The sequence below is a fragment of the Moraxella sp. CTOTU46934 genome (assembly GCF_031979465.1).
GTDB classification, from domain to species: domain Bacteria; phylum Pseudomonadota; class Gammaproteobacteria; order Pseudomonadales; family Moraxellaceae; genus Faucicola; species Faucicola tetraodonis.
Map to the genome: position 1 here is coordinate 1 of NZ_DALZEG010000008.1, position 26,107 is coordinate 26,107.

26 protein-coding genes are annotated in these 26,107 nt (G+C 43.0%); 17 read left to right on the plus strand and 9 right to left on the minus strand.

The features are described from left to right. Nucleotides 1-113 precede the first annotated feature (113 nt). From RTN07_RS07420 to RTN07_RS07440, 5 genes are all read left to right on the plus strand, one after another. Entirely contained in the window at nt 114-1,067 is a 954-nt protein-coding gene (locus RTN07_RS07420; protein WP_312177220.1) for a c-type cytochrome, read from the plus strand. A 213-nt stretch (nt 1,068-1,280) separates the two neighbouring features. Next, nucleotides 1,281-2,270 carry a formylglycine-generating enzyme family protein gene (locus RTN07_RS07425; protein ID WP_309593649.1) on the plus strand — a complete coding sequence of 330 codons (990 nt, stop codon included), beginning with the start codon at nt 1,281-1,283 and terminating at the stop codon, nt 2,268-2,270. A gap of 70 nt (nt 2,271-2,340) precedes the next feature. Beyond that, nucleotides 2,341-3,057, plus strand: a complete 717-nt coding sequence (locus RTN07_RS07430) for an SCO family protein (RefSeq protein ID WP_138017834.1) — start codon at nt 2,341-2,343, stop codon at nt 3,055-3,057. Nucleotides 3,058-3,217: 160 nt separating this feature from the next. Next, nucleotides 3,218-4,912 (plus strand): ATP-binding protein, encoded by a 1,695-nt coding sequence (locus RTN07_RS07435; RefSeq protein WP_312177042.1) that lies wholly within the window; start codon nt 3,218-3,220, stop codon nt 4,910-4,912. A gap of 97 nt (nt 4,913-5,009) precedes the next feature. After that, entirely contained in the window at nt 5,010-5,219 is a 210-nt protein-coding gene (locus RTN07_RS07440) for a hypothetical protein (protein ID WP_260856491.1), read from the plus strand. A gap of 110 nt (nt 5,220-5,329) precedes the next feature. Here RTN07_RS07440 and RTN07_RS07445 read toward each other — a convergent pair whose 3' ends face one another. After that, the gene (locus tag RTN07_RS07445; protein WP_312177046.1) at nt 5,330-6,706 is read right to left on the minus strand and encodes an ATP-binding protein; all 1,377 of its coding nucleotides are present in this window, start codon (nt 6,704-6,706) and stop codon (nt 5,330-5,332) included. A gap of 104 nt (nt 6,707-6,810) precedes the next feature. Between RTN07_RS07445 and RTN07_RS07450 the strand changes: the two genes are divergently transcribed. Genes RTN07_RS07450 through RTN07_RS07460 form a run of 3 tightly spaced genes read left to right on the plus strand, consistent with a single transcriptional unit; the run spans nt 6,811 to nt 9,732 of the window. Beyond that, entirely contained in the window at nt 6,811-8,145 is a 1,335-nt protein-coding gene (locus RTN07_RS07450; RefSeq protein WP_312177049.1) for a valine--pyruvate transaminase, read from the plus strand. Between the two features lie 60 nt (nt 8,146-8,205). After that, on the plus strand, nt 8,206-9,222 hold the full coding sequence (locus tag RTN07_RS07455) for an AAA family ATPase (protein ID WP_203171275.1): 1,017 nt from the start codon (nt 8,206-8,208) through the stop codon (nt 9,220-9,222). Nucleotides 9,223-9,228: 6 nt separating this feature from the next. Continuing rightward, nucleotides 9,229-9,732, plus strand: a complete 504-nt coding sequence (locus tag RTN07_RS07460; RefSeq protein WP_282842149.1) for a hypothetical protein — start codon at nt 9,229-9,231, stop codon at nt 9,730-9,732. 22 nt (nt 9,733-9,754) lie between these two features. Here RTN07_RS07460 and hisH read toward each other — a convergent pair whose 3' ends face one another. After that, nucleotides 9,755-10,390: an imidazole glycerol phosphate synthase subunit HisH gene (hisH, locus tag RTN07_RS07465; RefSeq protein ID WP_312177052.1), complete on the minus strand. Its 636-nt coding sequence runs from the start codon at nt 10,388-10,390 to the stop codon at nt 9,755-9,757. 175 nt (nt 10,391-10,565) lie between these two features. Between hisH and RTN07_RS07470 the strand changes: the two genes are divergently transcribed. Then, nucleotides 10,566-11,558, plus strand: a complete 993-nt coding sequence (locus tag RTN07_RS07470) for a J domain-containing protein (protein ID WP_312177055.1) — start codon at nt 10,566-10,568, stop codon at nt 11,556-11,558. A 112-nt stretch (nt 11,559-11,670) separates the two neighbouring features. Further along, on the plus strand, nt 11,671-11,997 hold the full coding sequence (locus RTN07_RS07475; protein ID WP_282850525.1) for a chaperone modulator CbpM: 327 nt from the start codon (nt 11,671-11,673) through the stop codon (nt 11,995-11,997). 101 nt (nt 11,998-12,098) lie between these two features. On the opposite strand, the gene RTN07_RS07480 is transcribed toward RTN07_RS07475, so the two are convergent. The 4 genes from RTN07_RS07480 to lptF all read right to left on the minus strand — a co-directional run bounded on the left by RTN07_RS07480 (nt 12,099) and on the right by lptF (nt 15,963). Next, complete coding sequence (locus RTN07_RS07480; protein ID WP_312177059.1) at nt 12,099-12,920, minus strand: DUF305 domain-containing protein; 822 nt, start codon at nt 12,918-12,920, stop codon at nt 12,099-12,101. Between the two features lie 190 nt (nt 12,921-13,110). After that, nucleotides 13,111-13,776 (minus strand): DNA glycosylase, encoded by a 666-nt coding sequence (locus RTN07_RS07485; protein ID WP_312177061.1) that lies wholly within the window; start codon nt 13,774-13,776, stop codon nt 13,111-13,113. A 1-nt stretch (nt 13,777) separates the two neighbouring features. Then, complete coding sequence (lptG, locus tag RTN07_RS07490; protein WP_312177063.1) at nt 13,778-14,851, minus strand: LPS export ABC transporter permease LptG; 1,074 nt, start codon at nt 14,849-14,851, stop codon at nt 13,778-13,780. Then, the gene (lptF, locus tag RTN07_RS07495) at nt 14,848-15,963 is read right to left on the minus strand and encodes an LPS export ABC transporter permease LptF (protein ID WP_409455551.1); all 1,116 of its coding nucleotides are present in this window, start codon (nt 15,961-15,963) and stop codon (nt 14,848-14,850) included. The genes lptG and lptF overlap by 4 nt, the downstream gene beginning before the upstream one ends. Before the next feature lie 379 nt (nt 15,964-16,342). Here lptF and RTN07_RS07500 point away from each other — a divergent pair, with 379 nt between their 5' ends. The 3 genes from RTN07_RS07500 (at nt 16,343) to sstT (ending at nt 19,708) form a co-directional block, all read left to right on the plus strand. Continuing rightward, nucleotides 16,343-17,857 (plus strand): leucyl aminopeptidase, encoded by a 1,515-nt coding sequence (locus RTN07_RS07500; RefSeq protein WP_312177066.1) that lies wholly within the window; start codon nt 16,343-16,345, stop codon nt 17,855-17,857. Nucleotides 17,858-17,879: 22 nt separating this feature from the next. After that, a complete protein-coding gene (locus RTN07_RS07505; RefSeq protein ID WP_312177069.1) occupies nt 17,880-18,347 on the plus strand; it encodes a DNA polymerase III subunit chi in 468 nt (155 codons plus the stop codon). A gap of 125 nt (nt 18,348-18,472) precedes the next feature. Continuing rightward, complete coding sequence (gene sstT / locus RTN07_RS07510) at nt 18,473-19,708, plus strand: serine/threonine transporter SstT (protein ID WP_284034961.1); 1,236 nt, start codon at nt 18,473-18,475, stop codon at nt 19,706-19,708. Between the two features lie 172 nt (nt 19,709-19,880). On the opposite strand, the gene RTN07_RS07515 is transcribed toward sstT, so the two are convergent. Then, entirely contained in the window at nt 19,881-20,372 is a 492-nt protein-coding gene (locus RTN07_RS07515; protein WP_099833323.1) for a hypothetical protein, read from the minus strand. A gap of 654 nt (nt 20,373-21,026) precedes the next feature. Here RTN07_RS07515 and RTN07_RS07520 point away from each other — a divergent pair. Then, a complete protein-coding gene (locus RTN07_RS07520; protein ID WP_007115844.1) occupies nt 21,027-21,182 on the plus strand; it encodes a DUF1328 domain-containing protein in 156 nt (51 codons plus the stop codon). A 152-nt stretch (nt 21,183-21,334) separates the two neighbouring features. Here RTN07_RS07520 and RTN07_RS07525 read toward each other — a convergent pair whose 3' ends face one another. Together RTN07_RS07525 and RTN07_RS07530 are read right to left on the minus strand one after the other, a co-directional pair. Then, nucleotides 21,335-22,321 carry a putative bifunctional lysylphosphatidylglycerol flippase/synthetase gene (locus RTN07_RS07525; protein WP_099807399.1) on the minus strand — a complete coding sequence of 329 codons (987 nt, stop codon included), beginning with the start codon at nt 22,319-22,321 and terminating at the stop codon, nt 21,335-21,337. Between the two features lie 36 nt (nt 22,322-22,357). Next, on the minus strand, nt 22,358-22,648 hold the full coding sequence (locus RTN07_RS07530; protein ID WP_312177075.1) for a DUF1289 domain-containing protein: 291 nt from the start codon (nt 22,646-22,648) through the stop codon (nt 22,358-22,360). Between the two features lie 261 nt (nt 22,649-22,909). Here RTN07_RS07530 and RTN07_RS07535 point away from each other — a divergent pair, with 261 nt between their 5' ends. From RTN07_RS07535 to RTN07_RS07545, 3 genes are all read left to right on the plus strand, one after another. After that, entirely contained in the window at nt 22,910-23,539 is a 630-nt protein-coding gene (locus RTN07_RS07535; RefSeq protein WP_312177078.1) for a YqiA/YcfP family alpha/beta fold hydrolase, read from the plus strand. Nucleotides 23,540-23,585: 46 nt separating this feature from the next. After that, nucleotides 23,586-25,475, plus strand: coding sequence for a DNA topoisomerase IV subunit B (gene parE, locus RTN07_RS07540; protein ID WP_312177081.1), 1,890 nt, complete (start codon nt 23,586-23,588; stop codon nt 25,473-25,475). A gap of 202 nt (nt 25,476-25,677) precedes the next feature. Next, complete coding sequence (locus tag RTN07_RS07545) at nt 25,678-26,016, plus strand: YnfA family protein (protein WP_065253566.1); 339 nt, start codon at nt 25,678-25,680, stop codon at nt 26,014-26,016. The last annotated feature ends 91 nt before the right edge of the window (nt 26,017-26,107 follow it).

The window sequence follows — 26,107 nt, forward strand, 5'->3', positions numbered from 1 at the left end:
AAGTTAATATATTTAATGAAATATATTATTTTTATTTATGAATACAGGTTCTTAGTTTTAAAGCGTTAAATCCTGGTCTATATGTATATCACTGTGCGACCGCGCCTGTGGGTATGCACATCGCCAATGGTATGTATGGGCTAATTTTGGTTGAGCCTAAAGAAGGACTACCAAAAGTTGATAAAGAATATTATGTGATGCAAGGTGACTTCTATACCAAAGGTAAATACGGCCAACAAGGTCTGCAACCATTTGATATGGATAAAGCGATTGAAGAAAAACCTGACTATGTCGTCTTCAACGGCTCTGTCGGAGCATTGACGGGTGAAAACGCGCTCAAAGCAAAAGTGGGTGAAACCGTTCGTCTATTTGTCGGTAATGGTGGACCCAACATGGTGTCTTCATTCCATGTGATTGGCGAAATTTTTGACACAGTCAACGTAGAGGCGGGCAAGCTTGAAAACCACAATGTCCAAACGACCCTAATCCCAGCAGGTGGGGCGGCGATTGCCACCTTCAAAACTGAAGTCCCAGGTGACTTTGTGATGGTTGACCACTCAATCTTCCGTGCTTTTAACAAAGGGGCATTGGGTATCATAAAAGTTGAAGGTGACCCAAACAAAACCGTCTATTCTGGCAAACAAAACGACCAAGTTTATCTACCAGAAGGCGCGCCACAAAATATCGATAACGCAGCTGCACCAGCACAAAAAGTACCTGCAAGCTTGCAAGAAAAAATTGCTATGGGTAAAAATACTTACTTAGCCAACTGTGCTGCCTGTCACCAACCTGATGGTAAAGGTGTGCCAAATGCCTTCCCACCATTGGCAGCCTCTGATTACTTGAACGCTGACCACAAACGTGCAGCGAGCATCGTGGCAAATGGTCTATCAGGCAAAGTGACCGTCAATGGTCAAACCTTTAACAGCGTCATGCCAGCAGTATCGCTCAATGACCAACAAATTGCCAACGTGGTGACATATGTGCTCAACAGTTTTGGCAATAAAGGTGGGGAGCTATCTGCCGAAGAGGTGGCAAAAGCAAAACAGACCAAACCTGCGCTTTAGTAGCTTACATCACCAATAATAATGTGAAAATCGGTAAACACCGTATTTAACATTCTATATAACATTCTATATAACATTGATACCCAATCTATTCTTATCGATGGATTGGGTTTTTGGTTAAAAACTGATCTCAATTTATCAGCTGCTAGTATGCCGATATTATGCCGATATTATGATAGTCAGCCACAACATCCTAGTGCTAGGAGCGGTGAAATGGTTCAAACTATTAATTTTTCCTTAAAAACATTGGCTATAGCGATATGTGTGGTTAGTTTGACTGCCTGCCAGTCAGAATCCACTTCTGCAAACAAAAATAGCCAAGTAGTGGCATCTAAGTCTAGCCAAACTGATGTAAAAAATCAGGTCACGCAAGTTGCCAGTGCAACCTCGTCACAAGCAAATGTACAACAAACCAATGTCAACAGTGATACCACAACACCCGTAGCACCTTTGCCGAAGGAACTTGTAACTCGCTATCCGACCAATACCGATATGGTAAAAATCGAAAGTGGATCTTATCGTCCTTTATACTTAAGTAAAGATAGTCCAATTGTGCAAGTGAGAGCGTTTAAGCTAGATAAAACGCCAGTAACTAACGCGCAGTTTTATCAATTTGTGCAAGCCAATCCAAAATGGCAAAAACAAAATATTGCCAAGCTCTTCACCGAAGCGGATTATCTTAAACATTGGCAAAAAAATACCCAGCAAGGATACCAGCCAGTAGTCGCCGACTTGCAAAAACCCGTAGTCTATGTGTCTTGGTATGCCGCCAATGAATACTGTCAAGCCCAAGGTAAAAAATTACCAACCGTGGCGCAGTGGGAGTACGTTGCCCAAGCTTCAGAAACCCGCAAAAATGGTAGTAGCGAAAAAGGCTATAATCAAAAAATCTTGGCTTGGTATGGCGACTCTGCCAAAAAACCACTGACAGACATCGCACAGGATAAAGCCAATTTTTGGGGGGTGCATAACATGCATGGCCTGATTTGGGAATGGACAGATGACTTCAATAGCAACCTTGTCACGGGTGAGTCACGTTCGGACGGCAGCCTAAATCAAGGCCTGTTTTGTGGTTCTGGGGCAGCAGGGGCGGTCGATCCTTCAGACTATGCGGCATTTATGCGCTATGGTTTCCGCTCAAGTTTGGCGTCAAAGTTTGCCCTATCAAGTCTTGGTTTTCGCTGTGCAAAAGCAGAGGACTAACCTAGATGGCTAAGCCAAATAAATACTATAATTGATTGGATTAATGATCCTTATGTTAAAGGAGTTGAAGATGTTAAATAACTTTTCTATTTTTACCTTGTGTGTTGCCATCGGCAGTCTAGCACTAACGGGTTGTCAAAAACCCGACACCAAAGCCGATGTCAAAACCGACACGCCAGTAGCCGCTTCTGCGGCAATGGATCATAGCAAGATGACGCATGACAATATGGCAGGTATGGACCATAGCAAAATGAATCATCAAGATGTGGGGACAGCAAGCACGCCTGCATTGGCAAGTACAGAATCTGTCTATCTAACCAATGGCAAATGGACGGATCAAACGAGCAAGCTATTTGATCTCAATGCTTTAAAAGGTAGAAAACAAGTCACGGCGTTTATCTATACCAGCTGTCAGCAAGTTTGCCCAATTATGATGAAAACCATGAAGGACATGCAAGACAAACTACCAGCAGATATCAAAGCGAAAACGGGTTTTTTAGTGGTGAGTTTGGATCCAAAACGCGATACCCCACAAGTATTGGCAAAATTTGGTGAGCATTACAAAACCGATGGTAACTGGGTATTTTTAAGCGGCAGTGATGATGATATCCGTATGCTTGCCAATACCATGAATATCCGTTATCAATTTGCCGAAGGTGGCATGATCAATCACTCGAATGTGATTTCGGTACTCGATGAAAACGGCAACATGATTGAGCAAGCGATTGGCAATAGCAAAGGTGAAGCGGCAATTTTGGCAGCCTTGCAAAAACCCGCCGCCCAGTAATCAGCGGCAAGCTGTGGCATTGTTAAAAGTAGCAAAACTGCTACCAATCACTACTTTGTTGCTAAATACCAAGCTAGTTTTTCAACAATTTCACATTGTAATCTCTGCATTGGTAAGTAATAATACGGCTATCAATTATTGACCTTAACCCTAGATTTTTATGCCGCTATTATCCTCCTTAAACCAGTCTATTTTTCTGCGAATTTATGCAGGTCTGTTACTTATCTGTTTGTTGGTTGCGTTGTTTGCGCAATTGCTTATCACCACTATCAACGCAGAACGCGTACAGACTTATCGCGAGGATATGGCATCAGCGGCATTTTATCTCATTGACTCAGGGTTGTCGCGCCAAGTAACGGCGCAAGAGCGTAATTTTTGGCTCTCTGATGTCAGTACCTTATTTGATACTAAGTTTGAAATCGAACCTACCTCAAAAGCGGATTTTAAAACCAGCGAAATTAATCGACTCAACAAACAACAAGCCGTAGTACGTTTTAATGGCGATACCAATACCGCAGAGATTTATCATAAAGTCTCGGGTGAGAATAACGTCTTGCATGTCAGCGTCAATAAACTCAATGAGCAACAAATTAAAGGGATAGGTGTGTTGCTGCTCGATGATTTGTCTTACTATCGCACCTTGGCAGAAAAACAGCAACGCTTGCAACAAATTCAAAAATTTTTCCCTTTTAAGCTCACCTTGCAATCCGTTAATAAACTGCAACTTGATACCGACCAAAAAGCGCGACTGTATCGCAAAGATATCGTGATTATGTTCCGTGACAATACCAGTGTAGAGAATTCATCGATTCGGGTACTAGCGCCGACTGAACTCCAAGATACTGTGGTGGATTTGGGACCCATTCCACTGTTTAACTGGTTTCCGCTTAATCTGATTATTAGTATCACGCTCATTAGTATGTTCTTAATCAGTCTAGGGGTGTATGCGCTGATTTTCCCATTAGAGCGTAAACTGCAGCTCATTCAAAGCGGTATCACCAAAGTGCGCGAAGGTAAGCTCAATACCAAAGTAAAAGTCGTGGGCGAAGATGAAATTGCTCATCTAGCGGCAACCTTTAATAGTATGACTGAGCACATCCGCCGTTTGATTGAATCCCAGCGCGAGTTGACCCGTGCCGTATCCCATGAGCTGCGTACCCCAGTAGCACGTATTCGCTTTGCCGTAGATATGTTGGCTGATACGGATGATTATGACGATCGGATGAGTCAGCGTGATTATATCGACCAAGATATCGAATCGCTCAATGGCTTGATTGATGAAATTTTGACCTATGCCAAGCTTGAGGAAGGCTCACCTAAAATGGACTGGGAAGAAGTCGATTTGCAAGAACTTGTTTCGCAGATTGCCCGTGAGACCAATGCGCTTGGTAAACCCGTTAACGTCAAAATAGGCAAGGTACAAAAAGGTGCATTTGCACAAGCCGATAGACGCTATTTACACCGCGTGTTGCAAAACTTGGCAGGCAATGCCACCCGTTATGCCGAAAGCACCATTATCATCTCAGCAGGCTTAGAAAAAAATGAAGCCTTTATCAGTGTGGAAGATGATGGACAGGGTATTCCAGAAAAAGACCGTGAAAAAGTCTTTATCCCATTTGCGCGTCTGGATGATAGTCGTACCCGTGCCTCGGGTGGTTATGGTCTCGGCTTATCAATCGTGTCTCGAATTGCGTTTTGGTTTAACGGCCGCATGTCAGTGGATGAAAGCCCGACCTTGGGTGGCGCACGATTTATCATGAAATGGCCGAAAAGCCAGCTAGCGTCAAGTATTGAAGCCGATGAAATTACCCAAAAAAGTAGCGAGAAAAAATATACGCAAGCGCAAGGGTCATAAGCTCGTTACCAGTAACGCTTGCAAATTTGCTCAGACTGGGCTAAATTTCAGTGAGTTATTCAATGGTTTAGCGAAATTTGCGCATATCGATTAACCGATGAGCGAAATCATCACAAGCGAGGATGGCATGCGTTATCTATTTTTAGCCTTAGTGGTACTCAACATGGCTGTTTTTGGTTATTATAGTTTTTTGCGCAAACCTACTGAAAGCCAGTCCGTCTCACAGGCGCGTGCAGCCTTGGTTCATCCTGTCACAGCCACCGATGTGTCAAGTGAACTACCCCCCATGATTGGTACTAAAAAGTAAAAATGGCTACCCAAACCAAAGTTATCAAAACCGAAGCTATCAACACCAAAGTTACTAAAGAATCATGATTAGCCTAACCTATTAAGCAACCAATTAGTCTTTTGTCATCTTTATTCTATAATCGGAATATTCACCACCACTACTAAACCGCCGCCATTGGGCTGATTACGAGCGATGACGCTACCATTGTGCAGGTGAGTAATGCGGCTTACAATCGCAAGCCCAAGTCCACTCCCTTGCGTGGTACGTGCCGTTTCGCCCCGCTCAAACGGCTGCATAATCCGCTCAAGCTGATCTTCGGCAACGCCTTGCCCTTCATCGCTAACTTTGATGGTTAAGTATTTTTGTCTAGAGGTTATCTCTGGCGTTAGACTTTCATTAGTGACCACTTGCTCGGTAGGCTGTAGAGCATTATCAATGCTAATCTCAATATGAATGGGCGGCTGACCATAGCGACAAGCATTATTGACCAAATTAACAATGAGACGTTTAATGGATAAAGGTCGCAATGGCACACTGGGCAAATCGTCTTGGATATCGATAATAAATGGGGTGGGGGCAAACTGCACCACAATCTCGTTAATGATGGGGCGCAGGTTGGTCAATCTTACCGCTTCATCTGAGCCATCTTTCATAAATGAAATAAACTGCTCTAAAATCGCGTCCATGTCCTCAATGTCATACACTAGCCCTTCCCGCAAAAACTCATCGGGTAGCATCTCAGCTGTGAGTCGCATCCGCGTCAGTGGCGTGCGCAAATCATGGGAAATACCAGCGAGCATAATATTGCGTTCTTTTTGGGTTTGGGTCAGGTTATGAAACAGTCGGTTAAATGCCAAATTCACCTGACGAATCTCTGTTGAGCCTTCATTGGTCGCCAAATTGTTGGCATGTCCAAGGGTGATGTAATCAATCGCCACTTTTTGTAGGCGTTTGAGCGGGCGATTTAATTGTCTGACCAAAAACAAAATGGTCAGCAACGTGGCAAGCGGAATCCCCAATAAGAAAAAATAAATCGACGTTGGGCTATATTTGGCATAAAACTTGACAGGCTCTTGCAGCCAAACATCCGGATGCGCGCTGTCTTGAATATACAAAATCGGTACGGGTTTGAATTTAAAATTGACCGATACAGGACGCTGCATCACGGTTTCCATCTGTGTTGCCATCTGCTGGGTAAAATAATCTACCAAGGTTTTTTCTTGAAAAGAGGGTATCTGTTGTGGGTCAGTAATCACGTTAATATGTGAGGCGTCAATAATCCAATTTTTAAGCTCGGGATTGTTTTTAAAATCTTTATCCGCTTTATCAATCATCAACAGCTGATTGGCAAGATAAGTCGCATGGTTTTGTAGCTCTGGTAAATACAGACTGCGCCAAAAAAACCATAGCGACAATGCCACGCTCACCAGCACCATCAACATCACCATCAAGGTGGTTTGCCAAGTGTGGCTATAGCCTTTGAGTTTGGGTAAATGCGGTTTCATGCTGGGGTATCCTGATGGTGGGTTTACAGCTTAGCCAAAACGGGCAACGGCACTGGCATCCTGTTATAATACGCAGATAGCTTGGCAAAATTAAAGGGGCAATCATGCAGTTTTCAAAGTTTGGTGAAAAGTTTACCAAAAATAGCGGTATTTTGCAGTTAATGGATGATTTGGGCAATGCGCTTAACAGCGAGCAACCGATTAATATGCTCGGCGGTGGCAATCCAGCACGGATTGATACAGTTAACCAAACCTATTGGTCGGTGTTTAAAACCTTAGCTAAAGGTGATATGGGCTCAATGGCCATCGAAAATATCGGAAACTATTCAACGCCGCAGGGCGATGCCAAGTTTATTGCCGCATTGGTAGATTTTTTTAATCGCCATTATGATTGGGGACTTACCACAGACAATATCGCCCTGACCAATGGCTCACAAAACGCATTTTTTTATTTATTTAACTTGTTTGGTGGGCAGTTTGACGATACCACACAAGGCAGCCTGGATAAGAAAATTCTATTACCACTTGCCCCAGAATACGTGGGTTATGCCGATGCCCATGTGGATGGGCAGCATTTTATCGCAGTGCCACCCAGCATCGAATTTGTGCAACATCAAGGTGAAGACGGCTTTTTTAAATACCGAGTCGATTTTGATACGCTAGAAAATTTGGCTGAATTGCACAACGGCGAAATCGGGGCAATTTGTTGCTCACGCCCCACCAACCCAACAGGCAACGTGCTGACCGATGACGAAATGGCGCGCCTTGAAGCGATTGCCAAGCGCTTTGATATCCCACTGATTATCGATAATGCGTATGGGATGCCATTCCCCAATATCATCTATAGCCAAGCCACACTCAATTGGAATGAGCAAATTATTTTGTGCTTTAGCCTATCAAAAATCGGTTTGCCTGGGGTGCGTACAGGGATTGTGGTCGCCAATCCGCAGGTGGTCAAAGCGATTAGCAGCCTAAATGCGATTGTTAATCTAGCGCCGACCCGTTTTGGCGCGGCGATTGCTACGCCACTGCTACAAGATGACCGGCTAAAAGATTTGTCAGACAATCACATTCGTCCGTTTTATCAAGGACAAGCCAAATTAGCCGTGCAGCTGCTAAAGCAAGAACTGGGCGACTTGCCAAGCCCCTATAACAATGCGATGAAAATCCACAAGCCTGAAGGCGCGATTTTCTTGTGGGTATGGTTTAAAGATTTACCGATAACCACGGTGGAATTGTATGAACGACTAAAAGCCAAAGGCACATTAATTATCCCTAGCGAGCATTTCTTTGTTGGCGTGGATACTGAAAACTTTAAACACGCCCATGAGTGTATCCGCCTAAGCATCGCCCAAGATGATGAGACCTTGAAAAAAGGGATTGCCACGATTGGGGAGGTGGTGAGGGAAGTTTATAAAGTACAAAATCGATTTAATTGATTGATTTATTAAGTTATATTAGTTTATCAATTTCATAAAATTTAATGATGTGAGATCAGAATGCTTAAGGATTTTGAATTAAAAAATTATGGACCAATTAATGAAGTTCATGGAAAAAGACTAGGAAAAATTAATCTAATTCTTGGCAAAAATAGTACAGGTAAGACTTTTTTACTCAAGGCATTATATAGTGTACTTCGTAGCCATGAAGAATCTAACAGAGGTAATTCTAATCAAGATTTTTCTGAAGTTTTAAGTGATAAACTATATTGGACTTTTCAAACTGAAAAAATTGGTGATATCGTCACAAAAGGTGATGGTAAGAAACTGTCAACAACCATTACTTTAGAGGATGAAAGCTCGCTATTTTTCAGTTTTGGCAAAGATACTAGTGTAAAAGTAGCTAATATAGAGAATAATCTTACCAAAAGGGAATCTAATTCTATTTTTTTACCACCTAAAGAAGTTTTGTCATTGATAGATGTAATTTACAAATCTGCTGTTATTGATAAACTTTTTGGTTTTGATGCTACCTATGTTGATTTAGTTAAAGCACTAAAAATACCAACTCAAAAAGGGCGGAATTTAGATGCTTTTGCAAGCTCTCGTAAGCAACTGGAAAAAATGTTTTCAGGGAAGGTAGAGTTTGATGCTAAAGGTCAAAGTTGGATTTATAAAAAAGGAAATAGTAAGTTTTCCATAATGACAACTGCAGAAGGTATTAAAAAGGTTGCTATTCTTGATACACTTTTGGGAAATAGATATTTAGATAAAGATTCAATCGTATTTATTGATGAGCCTGAATCTGCTTTGCATCCTACTGCTATTGTTGAGTTGCTTGATATTATTTATGTACTGTCTCAAGCAGGGATTCAGTTTTTTTTAGCGACTCATTCTTATTATGTCATTAAAAAGCTATTGTTAATCGCTAATAAAAATCAAATGCATATTCCCACACTAATGGCCAATGAAAATGGTGAATGGGAGCAAACTTGTCTTCTTGAAGATGGATTACCAGAGACTGAAATTATCAATGAGTCTATTCGGTTATTTGAGCAAGAGTTTCAAGGAATTTAAGTTAGAATGATTACAATAAAAGAATCTGGCGTGACATTTGGACATTTTGATGAAAAAGATATTTATAAAATAGAGAATTCCGCAGGACATCAAGGATTGGGTGATGGTTTTAAAATTGTTGAATTTACTTATTTAAGAAGTAATGTATTATTTTTTATTGAAGCAAAGTCATCTATACCAAAACCAGAATCAACTTCAGATTATGAAGCTTTTTGGCAAGAAATTTTAGAGAAATTTGAAAATGCGTTACTATTGGAGTTAATGGGATGTTTGCGAAGGAATCAGCAAGTCTATAATGAATTAGCCGACAATCATAAAAATATTGATTGGGAAACTATAGATATTCATCTTAGACTCGTCATAAAACCTGTTCCAAAAAAACATTTACCACCTATTACCGATAAATTTAGAGCAAGATTTAAGAAAGTGTTAAAACTATGGGCTATAAATCCCAATAATCTTTTCGTAATTAATGAAGAATTAGCAATTCAAGAAAAGCTTGCGATTTAAAAAAGGGATACATGTCCCTTTTTTAAACGTTCCACTCCACAAAATTCTTCAATAGTTGCAACCCTGCGGTATGGCTTTTTTCGGGGTGGAATTGGGTCGCAAACAAATTATCTTTAATCACACTGGCACAAAACTCGACGCCATAATCACAGGTTGCCGCCACAATCGAGGTATCAGACGGCACACAATAAAAACTATGCACAAAATAAAAATGGGTATTATCTTCAATCCCTTGCCATAGCGGATGCGCCAAATCCATATGGGTGATAGTATTCCAGCCCATATGCGGCACTTTAATGCGTTCGTTTTTGTCATCTAGCCAATGATCATCAAAGCGTTTGACGTCACCGCCCAATACCCCTAGACAGTCTACCCCGTCATTTTCTTCTGAGCGCCCAAACAACGCCTGCATCCCGACACAAATCGCCATCACAGGCTTATTAAATACAGCCGTTTTGACAGCATCAGCGATACCTGCTGCCTGCATCTCTGCCATGCAGTCGCGCATTGCCCCTACGCCAGGGAAGACGATTTTGTCTGCTGCCGCAATCACCGCAGGGTCACGCGTGATCGACACATCAGCGCCCACTGCCGTCAAGGCTTTACCCGCCGAATGTAAATTACCCATGCCATAATCTAACAATGCAACCTTTGTCATCTGTTATCCTGTTGTCAAAAAAAGCCCAAAACTTCGATTAAGCGCTGATATCACTTGGCGCTCATCATCGTCAATTACCAAAGAAGTTTTGAAAAATGCCAAAATAGCCATTATATTAATATCATCACATTGCTGCGCAAATAGCACTATTCGCAAAATTGTAAGGACAATAATAATGGCAGAAAAAAACTATTATGACATTTTAGGCGTCGATAAAAAAGCCAGTGAAGCAGATATTAAAAAAGCCTATCGCAAACTGGTACGACAATATCACCCTGATATCAACGACTCACCCGATGCCGACGCCAAAATGGGTGAAATCAATAACGCCTATGAAACGCTCAAGGACGCTGAAAAACGCGCCCAATACGACATGATGCTCGACAATCCTTATATGGGTCAAGGCCTTGGCGGTATGGGGGGCGGTCAGGGCTTTAATGCCAATATGAGCCAAGCGGATTTGGATGAAATCCTCCGTCAGTTTGGTGGTGCCGGTGGGTTTGGCGGTCGTCAATCGCAAGGCGGAGGTGCGGGTGGCTTTAGATTTGATGATATTTTCTCGACATTCGGGGGCGGGGCAGGCGGATTTGGTGGCAGACAGTCGCAACGCTCGACCAAAGGCGACGATCAGCATGCCGAGTTATCAATTGATTTAAAAGCCACTTATGAAGGCGATACCCGTAAAATCAGCCTAAATTTACCCGTACAAACCGCGACAGGGCTGGATTATCAAACCAAAACCATTGAAGTCAAAATCCCCAAAGGTATTGCCGAAGGGCAACAAATTCGCTTGGTAAAACAAGGCAATCCAAGCCCGTATGGCGGTGATAATGGCGATTTGTACCTAAAAATTAAATTTAATCATTCAGACAATATCCGTGTAGAAGGCAAAGACGTTTTTCAAACGGTAGACGTTGCGCCTTGGGAAGCAGCCATGGGCGGTCAAATCACGGTCAACACGCCTGCTGGCAAGGTCAATGTCAATGTACCAAAAAATAGCCGCACCGGTACCAATCTTCGCCTTAAAGGTAAAGGTATCCCAGCCAAAGAAGCCGGTGATTTGTATTTAAGCTTAAATATCGTGTTGCCAAAAATCGATACAGACGCAGATATCCAAGCGTTTGAAGCGTTCAAATCGGCATTTGCCTCATTTGTGCCAACGCGCTAATCTATTGATAATTAAGCTGTATTGATAACTAAGCAAAAAAAACAGGCAGTACAATAAAAAAAATGACAAACCAGCACCAAACATAACTATAGAGACACAACAGGAGTGCAACATGGCTCAAACCACCAATATGGATTTATCGTTACGGTTAACCTTAGATGATTTGATTACGGCGAGTAGTTGGGATAAAAGCTGGGTATTAGCGCTAATGGATGAAGATATTATTTATGCTGAAACGCCTGCCATCGACAGCCAGCCCTATTTTAATAGTGCACAATTGACAACGGTGCGCCTTGCCTCACGCCTACGCCGTGATTTTGATGCCAGTCCACAAGCGATTGGCTTAATACTATCGCTGCTTGATGAGTTAAGACCGCTTCGACAGTTACAGCGGCAAATCACGCTCACGCGAATGATTCATGATGTGGATGACAGCTAGCAAACATCAAGTTAGCCAACACCAATTTGGGTGAATTTAATGCTAAAAAAGGGCAGGTTATTGCGCGATAATCCGCCCTTTTTGTCTGCTACAGCAAACGATTATTGGGCGTAACCGTGGTTACGGAGCCAGTTTTGTAGAAGTTGAATTTCGGCTTGTTGGGTATCGATTAGGGTATTGGTAAGGCTACGCACTTTGTCATCGTTACCATATTTGGCAACCACTTGTGAGAACGCAATCGCGCCTTTATGATGAATCAGCACGGTTTGGGCAAATGCTTGGTCGGCATTTTTAGTCATGACTGTGTCCACCATTTCTTGCTGCATATCATCGATAATGCTATCGATTTCTTGCTGGGCTGCCACACTATCTGCCATCGGCTGATTAGGGTCCGCGGTGTTTTGAATCAGTTGCATGGCAAGCCAATTCTGTAATATTTGTGATTCATTTTGGCGTGAACTAATAATGTCTCGGGCTAAACCTAGCAACTCAGGGTTTTTGCCGTATCGCTGCTCAATACTGGCAAGCGCGATGGTTTCATCAAAATGACTCAGCATAGTTTTGACAAAAATCATATCAGGCGAGATAGGTATATAGTCAAATTGATTGAGGGCGTTTGGGTCACTCGCTGCAGCCGCATCGATGCTTGGCTGCTTGATAACAGTAAAATACGCTTCTTGATAGTCATTGATGGTACTTGAGTCAGGCATCACGTAACCTTGCGCCAGTTGACTGACGGTAAGCATGTTTTTATTGATTGCCTGTGTGTCTAATACTTGAGGCAATGGTTTATCATCAAATTCTTGGGGCGCGCTCACGGCGGCAGCGGTAGGGGGTGCTGGCTGCTGAGAATCAGATTGCTCACAACCAATCATGCTGATAATTGCGATGACAAGCGAGATTGATGGTGCGGGGTTGGACATGCATCGGCTCCCATGCCTTGATTTTTATACGATGTGTTTTGAAATGATGATTGTAAGCATTAACTGTAAGCATTGATTATCAGTCTTGGGCAAGAGTATAAAATAGGGCAAGCACAGTGACTATATCAATTGTGTCATGGCAGCTTGCTTATCATTTGCTAACTGCTGATTGTGCTAACTGTCGATTATGCTAACTGCCGCTTGCGGGCAATATCCCCGCCAAAGTAAAAAACGCCCGATAAGCGGCTACTTTTTTCTCCAAGCTTTGCGGGTAAGCGCGCGAGGTCGATGGCAACCGATAAATACCAAATGCTCGCCCAAAAGCGTTAACTTCAAGAAACTGATTGGTTTTTGGTAGTTTATAGAGTGTTTGACTGGGATCAAAATAGGGTGACGCGGGATCGCTGATACTTTGGTTCACCAGCGCTATCAGCATTTCTGTGGCCTTGCCACCGGTGGTATAAATCCACTTGACCTGCTCAAGCTGTGCCAAAACTTTACCCAAATCAACTGTAGCCACCACGGTTAAATGTTCATCAGCCGCATTGCCTTTTTCGCGGATGACGTGAGTGACTGAGGGACATTCACCGATTTTATAAGCCTGTAAAAATGCTTTAATTTTTTCGGCATCAAAGCGTTTTTCGTCACCGACTCGAAAATAATCGATATCATCAAAAAACACCTTGCCCATGACACGCCACATATCATTATAAAAGTTGGGGTAATGAAATGCCATGCACCATTTATCAGGTGTGGGCGGCATGGTACCCATCATCAAAACTTTGGTATCAGCAAAAAAGAAGTTACCAAACGGATGGGCTTCGACACGCGGGTCAGTCAATAAATCAGCAGACATATCAGTTTTTATTTCTAATTAAATACACGCCAAGCGCGGCACTGGCAATAATCGGTAACAGCACCATAAAAAACGGTGAAAACCCCGTGCTTAGACTGACAAACCCGACCAAATCTTGCAGATAACTAAATACCAAGCCAAAGAGCAGAGCAATCACAATGCGATAACCCAAGCTTTGGTTACGCAAGGAGCCAAATACAAATGAACAAGCAACCAACACTAGCGATAGCATGGCAAAAGGCGACAATAGTTTTTTCCAAAAGGCAACTTCATGCTCAAGCGAGCGGCGTTTGTCTTTGGCTAAGAGCTGTTGGTGCTGCCATAATTCGGTCACTGACATGTTATCAGGGCTGCGTGTTAACAGATAAATCGCTGACGGCTCAATGGGTAATTGCAGCGTCATAGTCGGGATGGTAGTCAACTGACTGTGCCCATCGGCGGCAATGGTTAATTGTTTGATTTGTTGCAGCTGCCAGCCCGATGTTTTATCGGCGGTATTTTGACTGACAAAGCGGCCCGTATCGGCTTGCAGCACTTGCTGGATATGGGCAGTGTCGTCTAGCTGCCAAACTTTGATATTTTTGAGCTCGCCTTTGGTATTGGCATAGTCAATATTGATGATGCGGTTGGCTTGTTTGTCCCAATAACCGTTGATGGCACTTGATAGCAAAGGTTTGTCATGTTTGACTTGGTGCGCTAACTGATTGCTAGTTGGCACTACATACTGCCCAAGTAATAAACCGATAATGACAAAAAGAATCGCTGGTTGCATCACCCAACCGACTATTTTAAAGCGGCTGATACCTGCCGCTTGAATCACCGTCAACTCACTGGTGTTGGCAAGCAAGCCTAGACCTACCACTGCGCCTAATAGCGTGCCAAATGGCATATAGTCGAGTAAATCACTGGGTGCACTATAGGCAATAAAACGCAAGGCATCTAAATAATTGTAATGATCATTGAGATCCTGCAACTCTGCCAGATAATCAAAGACGACTTTAAGTAGCCAAAGACCAATGATAGCCCCTGTCATGGCAAAAAGCGCTTGTTTTTTAACGTAACGAGATAAAATCATGGCTGACCGCCTGTGGACAACTGACGACTTTGGCGACGATAGCGGACACGATGTACCACGCGGCTTTGCCAATTTAACAACAATGCAAATGCGATAAAACCAACGATTAGCCAAATATACGCGTACTCACTAATGCGCTCTTTACTAATGGCAGTGCGTAACGAAATGATACTAATCGCACAGCTAGCAAATATGAGCACTGAAGGTAACAAACGAAGCCAGCGTCCTTGACGGGGGCGTACCTGTGCAAGCGGGGTAGCAAGCATCGCCGCAATGATAATCAGCCAAGGCATAGTAAAGCGATAGCCCAGCTCGGCTTTGACTTCGGGTTTTTGGGTATGGGCGAGCAGTTTGGCAGTGGTTTGGGTTTCAACATTGGTTTCGGTAATTTTTTCACTGGCAGGTTTTTCTAGGGTGATGCGATATTTTTCAAAACTGGCTTGGTTGTACTTGGCGTTGTTGGTGCCAAGCTCATAGCGACGACCCTGAAACAAATCTAGCTGCATTGAGCTATCCGTGTCTTTACTGGGTACTTGATAGGCGCGCGCGGCCGTGATGATAACATCATTTTTGGCGATTTTGCCGCTTTTATCGGTTTGCTGCTGCACCACGTATAGGTTTTTGAGTTCACGTTTTTCTTTATCAAACTCATCGACATACAGGTGATAGTTGCCGCTGCTGATAAAGGTTTTTGGACGCACTAAATCGAGTAAACTACCGAGCGACTGGGTTTGCCAAATCTGCTCACTGTTAGACAGTCCCCATGGTTTTGCCCAAAGACTAATTCCCATTTGAAATACAAATAACCCAGTAATCAGCGGAATCATCAAACGCGTCAAACGGCCACGACTGATGCCACTGGCAAACAGAACGCTCATTTCATGATCCACGTACATACGACCGAGCACGAGCATCAGTGCGATAAAAAATGACAGCGGTAAAATTAGCTCAAGAAAGGTTGGAATGTTATAGCCAATAATGGCAAATAGCAAACCCACATCCAGCCTGCCTTCTGCAGCGATACCAAAATAGCGGATTAGACGACCGCCGAGCATCAGCGCCATCAGAAATAACAGCACAATCGCAGTATTAGCGGCGACTTGTTGCGTCATATAGCGTCGTAATATCACAAGTAACCACCTAATATTACTCAAAAATTAATCAATTCAAACAGCTAGGGAAGTAAATGCCAATATTGTACGACATCATACCATTCGGCGCATCTGTTAATCGGCTATTTTAGCGCGTCACCGACAGATTATGAATATGAATACTGTAAGGTAACATTTCACAATGACTTTTCACCACCACTTTTTACAGCCGCTTTATCAAAGCCATTTTTTACAAAGACTTTTTACAACTGCATTTTACTCTACACAATGACGCCTGCTATCCCATCGCGCAGTGATAACCCAATGCTATAACCCAAATACCATAATAGGTATGCTATGATAATAGTTATTTCTTGATGACAATAATTAAGGAGCTTAAATGAGTTTGACATTAACACTAGCGACCGCGCTTAAAAAAACGGTCAAGAACAGCTATCACGTGGTATTGGTAGATGACAATAGCCAAACTATGGGGCAACTAACGAGCGAGCTACAGACCGCTGTCAGTCGCCTAATTGAAGCGAGTCGTTTTAAGGGTAAGCTTGCCGATACCGCAATCAATTATGGTACTGACAACAATGTGGGTTTATTGTTGGTTGGCGTGGGCAGTCAAGATAAATTAAACGGCGGTAGCTTGCAAAAAATTGCCAAAGCAATTTATGCAAGTTTGAGTCGTCTTACCAAATCTGCGGTGATTAGTTTAGGCGATAGTATGGATGAAGTGAGTTTTGGTCAGTTTGCATTAGCCCTGTTGAATCAAAGCTATACCTTTGATATTTATAAATCGCAAAAAGCGGATAAACCGACGCTAAAAGACGTGACCTTATTGGTCAGCGCAGACAACCAAGCCGCGTTTGACGCCCTGCTACAGCTGCAACAGGCGACTGCCCAAGGTCAATCACTCACCAAAGATTTGGCAAATCAGCCACCGAATGTGTGTTTCCCTGCCTATCTTGCAGAGCAAGCGCAAAGCTTGGCCAATCAATACCCAGAGCTATTGACGGTCAAGGTATTGGGTGAAAAAGACATGCAGCAATTAGGGATGAACTGCTTTTTGGCAGTCGCTCGCGGCTCCGCGCATGAAGCTAAGCTGGTATTACTTGAGTACAATGGCAAAGCCGCCAAAAAAGACAAAAACAGCAAAACCAAAGGCAAAAAATCAAGCCTAGAGCAACCGATTGTACTGGTGGGTAAAGGTATCACCTTTGACAGTGGTGGTATCTCACTCAAACCAGGTTTGGGTATGGGTGAGATGAAATACGACATGGGCGGTGCGGCTGCAGTCATGGGGATGATTAAAGCGCTATGTGAAGCGCGTCTACCGCTGCAAGTCGTTGGCGCACTCGCTTGTGCAGAGAATATGCCTTCAGGAACAGCGACTCGCCCTGGTGATATCGTCACCGCCATGAATGGTAAAACCGTGGAAATCCTCAATACGGATGCCGAAGGTCGTTTGGTACTGTGCGACACCTTGGTGTATGTGCAGCGCTATCAGCCAAAAGTGATTATCGACATGGCAACCTTGACTGGGGCGTGTATCGTGGCGCTGGGTTATGTGCGCTCAGGTCTATACAGTAACAATGAAGATGTGATTTTTGAGCTTGAACAAGCTAGCGAATCAGCGTATGACCGTGTTTGGCACATGCCACTGGATGATGACTACCAAGAGCAGCTTAAATCCAACATGGCAGATATGCAAAACATTGGCGGTATGCCAGCAGGGTCAGTCACAGCGGCGTGTTTTTTATCGAAGTTTGTCGAAGATATTCCTTGGGCGCACTTGGATATTGCAGGGACAGCGTGGCAGTCGGGCAAAGAGCCAACCGCAACGGGTCGTCCAGTGCCGTTGTTGATGCATTATCTCTATCGCCAAGCTACCCAAGATGCAGTTTAGGTGATAGGATGCTGACCACCCCATGATGGCATCACAAATTAGTTTTTATATTTTATCCCCGCAAAAAAAACAGCTGGCGTTCGTCTGCCAGCTAATTTCAACCGTGCTAGCCAAAAGCGAGGATAGCATTATTGTGGTGGCAGCGTCCGAGCTATTACCCTCACTTGATGAGCGACTATGGTCATTGAGTGATGTGGCATTTATTCCCCACCAAATTATCCAGCGACTTGATGCCTTTTACCACCAAAAACTCCCTGCCAGTGTGGTACTTACTGATAATATCGAACTTGTCACCCAATTTGATGGCGTCGTCATCAATCTCACTAACGAAGCAATTGTAGATACCCAAGCTAGCCGCCTGCTAGAAGTCATCGACGCCGCCCCCGAACAGGTTGAAAGTGGTCGTCACAAATACCGCGTTTATCAAGCACAATTACAATCACTAGCAACCAACAGCGCACCTGCCATCCAAGTTTTTCAAATCCGATAACCTCTCTACCCAACACTTTGATAGAGTTAAGTTGACAAGTTGACGATTTTAAAAATAATTTATGCAAATTGTTAAAAAATGTTAATATATCAGCCATTTTTGCGGTGAAATATTAAGAGGTTATTATGTTAAAGCTTATCCAAGCGTATCAGCGCGTGGGGTTGGTGCCTTTGATTGTGATAGGGCTGATACTTGGTATTTTAGTCGGTTCATTAGCCAATCCGACTATCATCGGCGGTTTATCGATGAGTGTGGCGCAAACCATCTCAATTTTGGGTGCGTTGTTTGTCGGTGCGTTAAAAGCGATTGCACCGTTGTTGGTGTTTATCTTAATCATTGCCGCTATCAGTCAGCATAAATCAGGCACTCAGGTCAATGTCCGCTCAACCTTGGTGCTGTATATGGCAGGTACGTTCTTGGCAGCTTTGACGGCGGTAGTAGCAAGCTTTTTATTCCCAACCGAATTGATTTTAAAAGCCGGTGAGGTCAGTCAGACGCCACCGTCATCCTTAGCAGAAGTGATAAAAGTACTCTTGACCAACATGGTGGAAAATCCTGTCAAATCGATCGTCAATGCCAACTACATGGGCGTGCTATCTTGGGCAGCAATTTTGGGTCTTGCCTTGCGCCATGCCTCAGACCATACCAAGCAAATGATTAACGATTTGGCAGAAGCGGTCTCAAGCGTGGTCAAATGGGTGATTTGGTTTGCGCCATTGGGTGTGTTTGGCTTGGTGACACAAACCATCGCTGAAACGGGGCTGTCGGTGTTATTAAGTTATGCCCGTTTGTTAGCAGTGTTGGTCGGCTCTATGGCATTTATCGCGTTGGTTGTAAACCCATTGATTGTATTTGTCAAAACCCGCAAAAATCCTTATCCACTGGTGTTTACCTGTCTTAAAGAAAGTGGCATCACCGCCTTCTTTACTCGCAGTTCAGCTGCCAATATTCCTGTGAATCTAAACCTTGCGCATAAGTTGGGTTTGCATGAAGATACCTATTCAATCACTATCCCGTTAGGTGCCACCATTAATATGGCAGGGGCAGCGATTACCATCAATGTCATGACATTGGCAGCGGCACATACGTTAGGTATTCATGTGGACTTCGGGTCTGCGCTGTTGTTAGCGGTAGTATCTACCTTAGCCGCGGCGGGGGCATCGGGTGTTGCAGGGGGTTCATTGCTATTGATACCATTGGCCTGTAGTTTCTTTAATATTCCTGATACCATTGCCATGCAGGTAGTCGCGATTGGCTTTATTATTGGGGTAGTACAAGACTCGGTTGAAACAGCACTCAACTCATCAACGGACGTGTTATTCACCGCGGCCGCGGATCCCAAATATGCTTATCATCGCTAAAGGTTGCTAAAGATTTTGAGCTATATAACAATAAAAAAGGAACAATAAAAAAGAGTATCAAACGTGTCTTTTTTATTGTCCAAATAATCAATAGACTAATTAGCTAATAATCCACAAAAAAAAGATGCCACGCAGGCATCTTTTTTTATAAAAATAACTTAACAATTAGCGATTATGGTTTTACTACAACAGGTACGATTTGTACATCAACGGGTACGGCCGTTGTTGTTGAGGCAATCGCTGTATTGTCGTCAATAGGTTTAACGGTGACTGATTGAACGGCAGGACCTTTTGGGATAACTTTTACTACAGGTACCACAACCACAGGAGTGGGTTGAGCATTCATAGGTGCGGTTGGCGCAACAGATTTGTTAGTGCTTTCGTCGATTTTTAGGTCAGCTGGGATATCAATGTTTACTTCACTGGTTCTTGGAGCTACTTTGCTGCCTTTTTTAGCCTTGGCTGAAGCTTTGGTGCTGTGAGTATTTTTTGATGCTTTTGTGGATTTTTGGGTAGCTTTTTGCGGTTTTGCTTTTGCCGTTGCTACGTTTTTGTGTGTGGTAGTCGATTTGGTCGTAGTCGTTACTTTAGTCGCTGCTTGGGCACTCACGGTAAGACCTGTTGCTATGACTAATGCAGTAAGCGTTGTGGCTAATTTTTTCATAATTTTTTCCTCATTGTTGATTACTAGGTTGATGGCTAGCTTGTTTTCTATAGTTATAGTAGGTAGTTAGTATAATTCCCAAATATGACAGTATTATAAAGAGAATAATGGTCAAGGAAATACTAAAAGCCTAGATGCCATTATAAAACAATCATCGGCAGCAACAATGTAAGGATTAGGGACAAAATGTTGAGAATACGTAAATAGATCCTAATGCCATTAAGGAAGTTATTCGGTGGCGTTAACAATCAGTGAGCTTATCAATGCAAAGAGGTAAATTTTTATTGTAGGCTAAATTCTATGGTCTAGGCATAGGGCGGGAGCAAAAGACAAGTAATCTGACGGCATTAACAAAGCTACAGCTACATTAACATAGCATTGCAATACTTACTAATGTTTACCAGAAACATGCACATCATTAACCATGCATGGTTTTTTTTTGCACTTTTTTATACACGGGTTATGAGAAAGCCACAAACCTTACAAAAGTGCTCGTTACAACGCTATAGAGTTATTTTAATATGTACTCATGCAATAAAGCATAGGTTAACAGGCTTTAATTAAAACTAAAATGTAAAGCGTTAAAGTATCTAAATGCAAAATGTCTAACTGCAGTGCATGACATTTAAAACAATAAAAAAAAGGAGAATTATCATGTTTCGTTGGGCTATTATTTTTGCTGTAATCGCACTCATTGCTAGTTTCTTAGGGTTTGGTGGTGTGGCAGGTTTATCGGCAAACTTGGCATATGTGTTCTTGGCAGTAGCGGTGATTTTATTTATTATTGCCTTTATTAGCCGAAAAGTTTAAACACTGAAGTTTAGATACTGCTAAATGGTAATACGATAGGTCGATTTGACAGGTCTATTTAACTTGGTATGATCGTACCAAACACGCTTAAAATAACCTTTTACCATATGAAAACACGTTTGTTTGATGCAAAGTGTTAAAAATGTAAAAGGTTATTTTTTTTTATCAGAATTTTCACTTAAATATAGCTTTGCCTCATATGCCAACAATGCCAGTAAAGCAACCAAAAATGGCATGATGTAATACAGTAATCTAAAAATCAATAACACCGCCAGCATCTGTGTCCGATCGACTTTGGGCAAAGCCGTAATCATAACCACTTCAAACACCCCCAAACCGCCAGGGACATGACTTAAAATACCGATGGCCATTGATTGGATAAACGCAGAAAAGGTCGCCCAATAGCTGATATGTTCAGAAGGCGGCAATAGTAAGTATAGTACCAACGCCACGGTACTTAAATCTAAAATGGCAATCGCAATCTGTTGCAGCACAATTTTGGCGGGCGGTAAGTCAAAACGCCAACCGCGAATCACCACATGTTTGCCTTGCTTGCCAGCATATACAATAATCGCCGCAATAACACTTAACATGATGATGCCAAGCACGCGCACATAGAAAGTATGCTCAAAGATGCCAAGCGATTTATCCAGCTCAGACAATAGTTGAATGGTAATCTCAGGATGGCTAGTTAAAGACGCCCCAATCAACGTGGTAATACCAAAGGTAAATGCCATCGACACCATCCAGACGATGTTGGCAATTTCATTATGAGTCAGATTAAAACGGCGATAGTTACGATAACGGATACCACTCGCGGTGACAAGATTGAGCCCAATGGTGTGGCTAATGGCATAAGCGGTAAAAGAGGTAAGAGCGACATGGCGGTAATCAAGTTTTTTGCCGAGTTGGCGTAGTGCAATAAAATCATAAATGGTAAGTACTAAATAACCAAAAGCCACCACGATGGCGGCGATAATAAGATGGAAGGTAGGAATATGCGCGATAGCGTCTAGAACGTCTTGATAGTGCACAGTTTTGGTCAAACGATAAAGCGCACGAATTGCCATGAAAAAAATCAATACCGTAATCGCTGTTAATGCAAGTCGCCAAACCTGCTTAAACCAAGAACTATTCATGCATTCAACCTAATTTTTTTTTAGTAGACATTACGATCATTTAATCAATGAGTCGCCAACATTATTTTCATTATCTTCAAACAATGTCAAATTTATCTCATCATCTTGCGCAGTAGGGGTTTGGTGCGCCAAACGCTGAGCACGCAGTCGTTTGAGTCGTCGGATAGTCAATAACTTAAGTACTTGCCGCTTTTGTGAGTCATTCATCATAAGCCAAAGGTCACGCTCGGTACGATTGCGCAAACAGCCTTTACAATACCCCTGTTTATCAAGCTCGCAGACTTGAATACAAGGACTGGCAATCTCAAATAACTCTTGCTGCTCCATCGCGGTGATAACTCCTGACTACGTCATGCCAATGGACGAGTAATCCACCTATGCAGAGATAGGGTTAACTGGGCGGAAAATCAAATAACACAGACAAAAACGTACCACCAAACACGGCTATCTAACTAACACGACAAATTTTAACGTGTTGAGACCTCGCATCGTGGCTATTTTAGCCAAGCAATGCTAAGATTAAATGTTAGCCAAATCAACAACAGTCGATATGATAATTTACTATAATTAAAAATTTGAGATAAAGCCATGCAAATTGTGTATATTCACGGACTTGATAGCAATCCAAACGCCGAAAAAGCGCAAAAACTCAAAGATTTTTGTGCCAAAAATTTCCCACAAATCAAGGTTGTTGCGCCCGATTTGAATCGTTCACCCAATGAGTCGATTGCTTTAATCCAAGAAATTATTGCCAAAGACCCGAATACAGGTTTGGTCGGTAGTTCGCTCGGTGGATTTTATGGCAATATTTTGGCAAATTTGACAGGCAAAAAAACGGTATTGCTCAATCCAAGTGTGCACAGTGGCACAAGTCTCAAACGTTTTTTTGGGGAAGATTTTGACAGTTTGCCCGATGATTATATCGGTCACGTGACCCCCGATGGCTGGCATATTAGCAAAAAAGATATTGAGTGGCTGGTAGCAAATCGCCCCGAACAATCGCTCAATCCGCAAAATTTATTGGTAATTTTGAAAAAAGGCGATGAGCTGCTTAATTTCCAAGATGCGGTCAATTATTTTAGTCAAAGCGCTTTGGAAAAAAGCAATGCCCAAAGCCATATCATTGTAGAAGAGGGTGGCGACCATCGTATGAGTGATTTTGAAACCAAATTACCGCAAATTGTGCAATTTTTGTTTGGCTTGCCGTTGATTCAATAAAAAATGTTGGTCAAATTAAAGTTTAGTGTTATTTAATGGGAAAAAAATGAGCAATTATACATCCACCTCACTTGAAGTATTAGAAGGTCTTGACCCGGTACGCCGTCGTCCTGGTATGTACACTGATACCACACGCCCCAACCACCTGGCACAAGAAGTCATCGACAACTCGGTGGACGAAGCCCTTGCAGGTCACGCCAAAAACATTACTGTCATTCTACACACCGACGGCTCGCTGTCAGTCGAAGATGACGGACGAGGCATGCCCACCGACATTCACCCCGAATTTAACCAATCGGGCATTGAGCTGATTTTGACACGCCTACACGCAGGCGGTAAATTTTCTACCGACAACTACCAAGTCTCAGGCGGTCTGCATGGCGTGGGGATTTCAGTCGTTAATGCCTTGTCGCACAAAGTCGATGTCACTGTGTGGCGAAATGGCGAAGTGTTCACCATGCAATTTGTCGATGGTAATGCCGTTGCTCCGCTGGCGATTGCCCCGTCTTCTAACAAGAAAAAACGCGGTACGTTGGTGCGGTTTTGGGTCAATGAAACATACTTTGATTCACCAAAATTTAACATTAAACAACTCAAACACCATCTTAAAGCCAAAGCCGTGTTATCGGCAGGGCTGACCATTACTTTTATCAATGACATTGACGGCGACAAAGACGTTTGGCAATTTACCGATGGGCTATCGCAATATCTCACCGAGCAACTGGTCGAAGAAATCATTCTCCCAGAACAGCCATTTGTGTTTAATTACGATGCCAAAAAAGGCGAGCGAGCAGGTTTAAGTTTTGCCATTTGTTGGCTTAGCGAGGGTGGTACGCCTGTACAAGAAAGCTACGTTAACTTGATTCCTACAGCACAAGGTGGCACCCACGTCAATGGACTACGCACAGGTATTACTGACGCGTTAAAAGAATTTTGTGAACTGCACAATCTACTGCCGCGCAACGTCAAACTCGCTCCTGAAGATGTGTGGGATGGGGTCAATTATATTTTATCGCTAAAATTCTCCGAACCCCAATTTAGCGGGCAGACCAAAGAACGCCTATCGAGCCGAGAAGCGGCGGGCGTGGTACAAGCCTTTGCCAAAGATGGCTTTAGCCTGTGGCTCAATCAAAACTCGGAGATTGCCAAACAAATCGCTGAATTGGCGATTAATAAAGCGGGCAAACGCCTCAAATCCGCCAAAAAAGTCGAGCGTAAAAAAATCACCCAAGGACCGGCGTTGCCAGGCAAATTGGCGGATTGTCGCGGTGATTTGCGAGATGGCGCAGAGCTGTTTTTGGTGGAAGGGGATTCGGCAGGTGGCTCGGCAAAACAAGCACGTGACCGTCATTTCCAAGCCATTATGCCCCTGCGAGGCAAGATTTTGAACACTTGGGAAGTATCGCCCGATACGGTGCTTGCCAGTGAAGAGATTCATAACATCGCCATTGCCATTGGTGTTGATCCTGATTCGGACGACTTAAGCGAACTGCGTTATGATAAAATCTGTATTTTGGCAGATGCCGATTCGGATGGACTGCATATTGCCACGCTGCTGTGTGCGCTGTTTGTCAAACACTTTAAAGCAGTCGTTGATGCAGGGCATTTGTATGTCGCTATGCCACCACTATACCGCATTGATATTGGTAAAGATGTGGAGTACGCCCTTGATAATGACGAGCTTGAGCAAATCTTGAAAAAAGTGGCAAAAAATAAAAAGCCGCAAATTACCCGTTTTAAAGGTTTGGGCGAGATGAGTGCCGAACAGCTACGTGAAACCACGATGAATCCTGATACGCGACGTTTGGTGCAGCTAGACCTTGATGACCCAACGGCAACCGATAGCGTGATGGATATGCTGCTTGCCAAAAAACGCGCCAGCGACCGTAAAGTATGGCTTGAGCAAAAAGGCGATTTGGCGGAAATTGGGGTTTAATGGCTAGGCAAAAATGATTGACGTTAAGCTTACACTGATAGCGTGTACTTTTGACAGTGTATGGCTATCTGATACGTTTAAACATTATCAAGTAGATAAATCCTATGACGCGTTAGACTTTTCAAAAGAAAATGACGCTCGTGATGCGATTTATCAACTTTCTCCTTCAGCCTAACATCTAACATGGGGCAAATCTGCGAATATGACTAAACTGTTGATTACCCTGCTTTTATTCTTTATCACCGCCATTGCCGAGATTGTCAGTTGTTATCTTGGCTATCTGATGCTCAAACAGCATAAACCGCTTTGGCTCATTGTACCTATGACCATCACGCTCGCCGTGTTCGTATGGTTATTGACCCTTCATCCCACCGCGACAGGGCGAGTGTATGCCGCATATGGTGGCATATATATTGCGACGGCTTTGGTATGGCTAAAATTTGTCGATGGCGTTTCTCTGACGCACTGGGACAGCATTGGCGGTTTGGTAATATTGTTGGGTGCAAGTATTATCATCCTTCAGCCCAAAAGTTTATTATAAATTCCTCCAATCAACAAATTTGCTAATTTCAGTGAACTAATGTAAACTGAAAATTTTAGCCTAGTATCTTAATTTTAGTATCTCAAAGAGT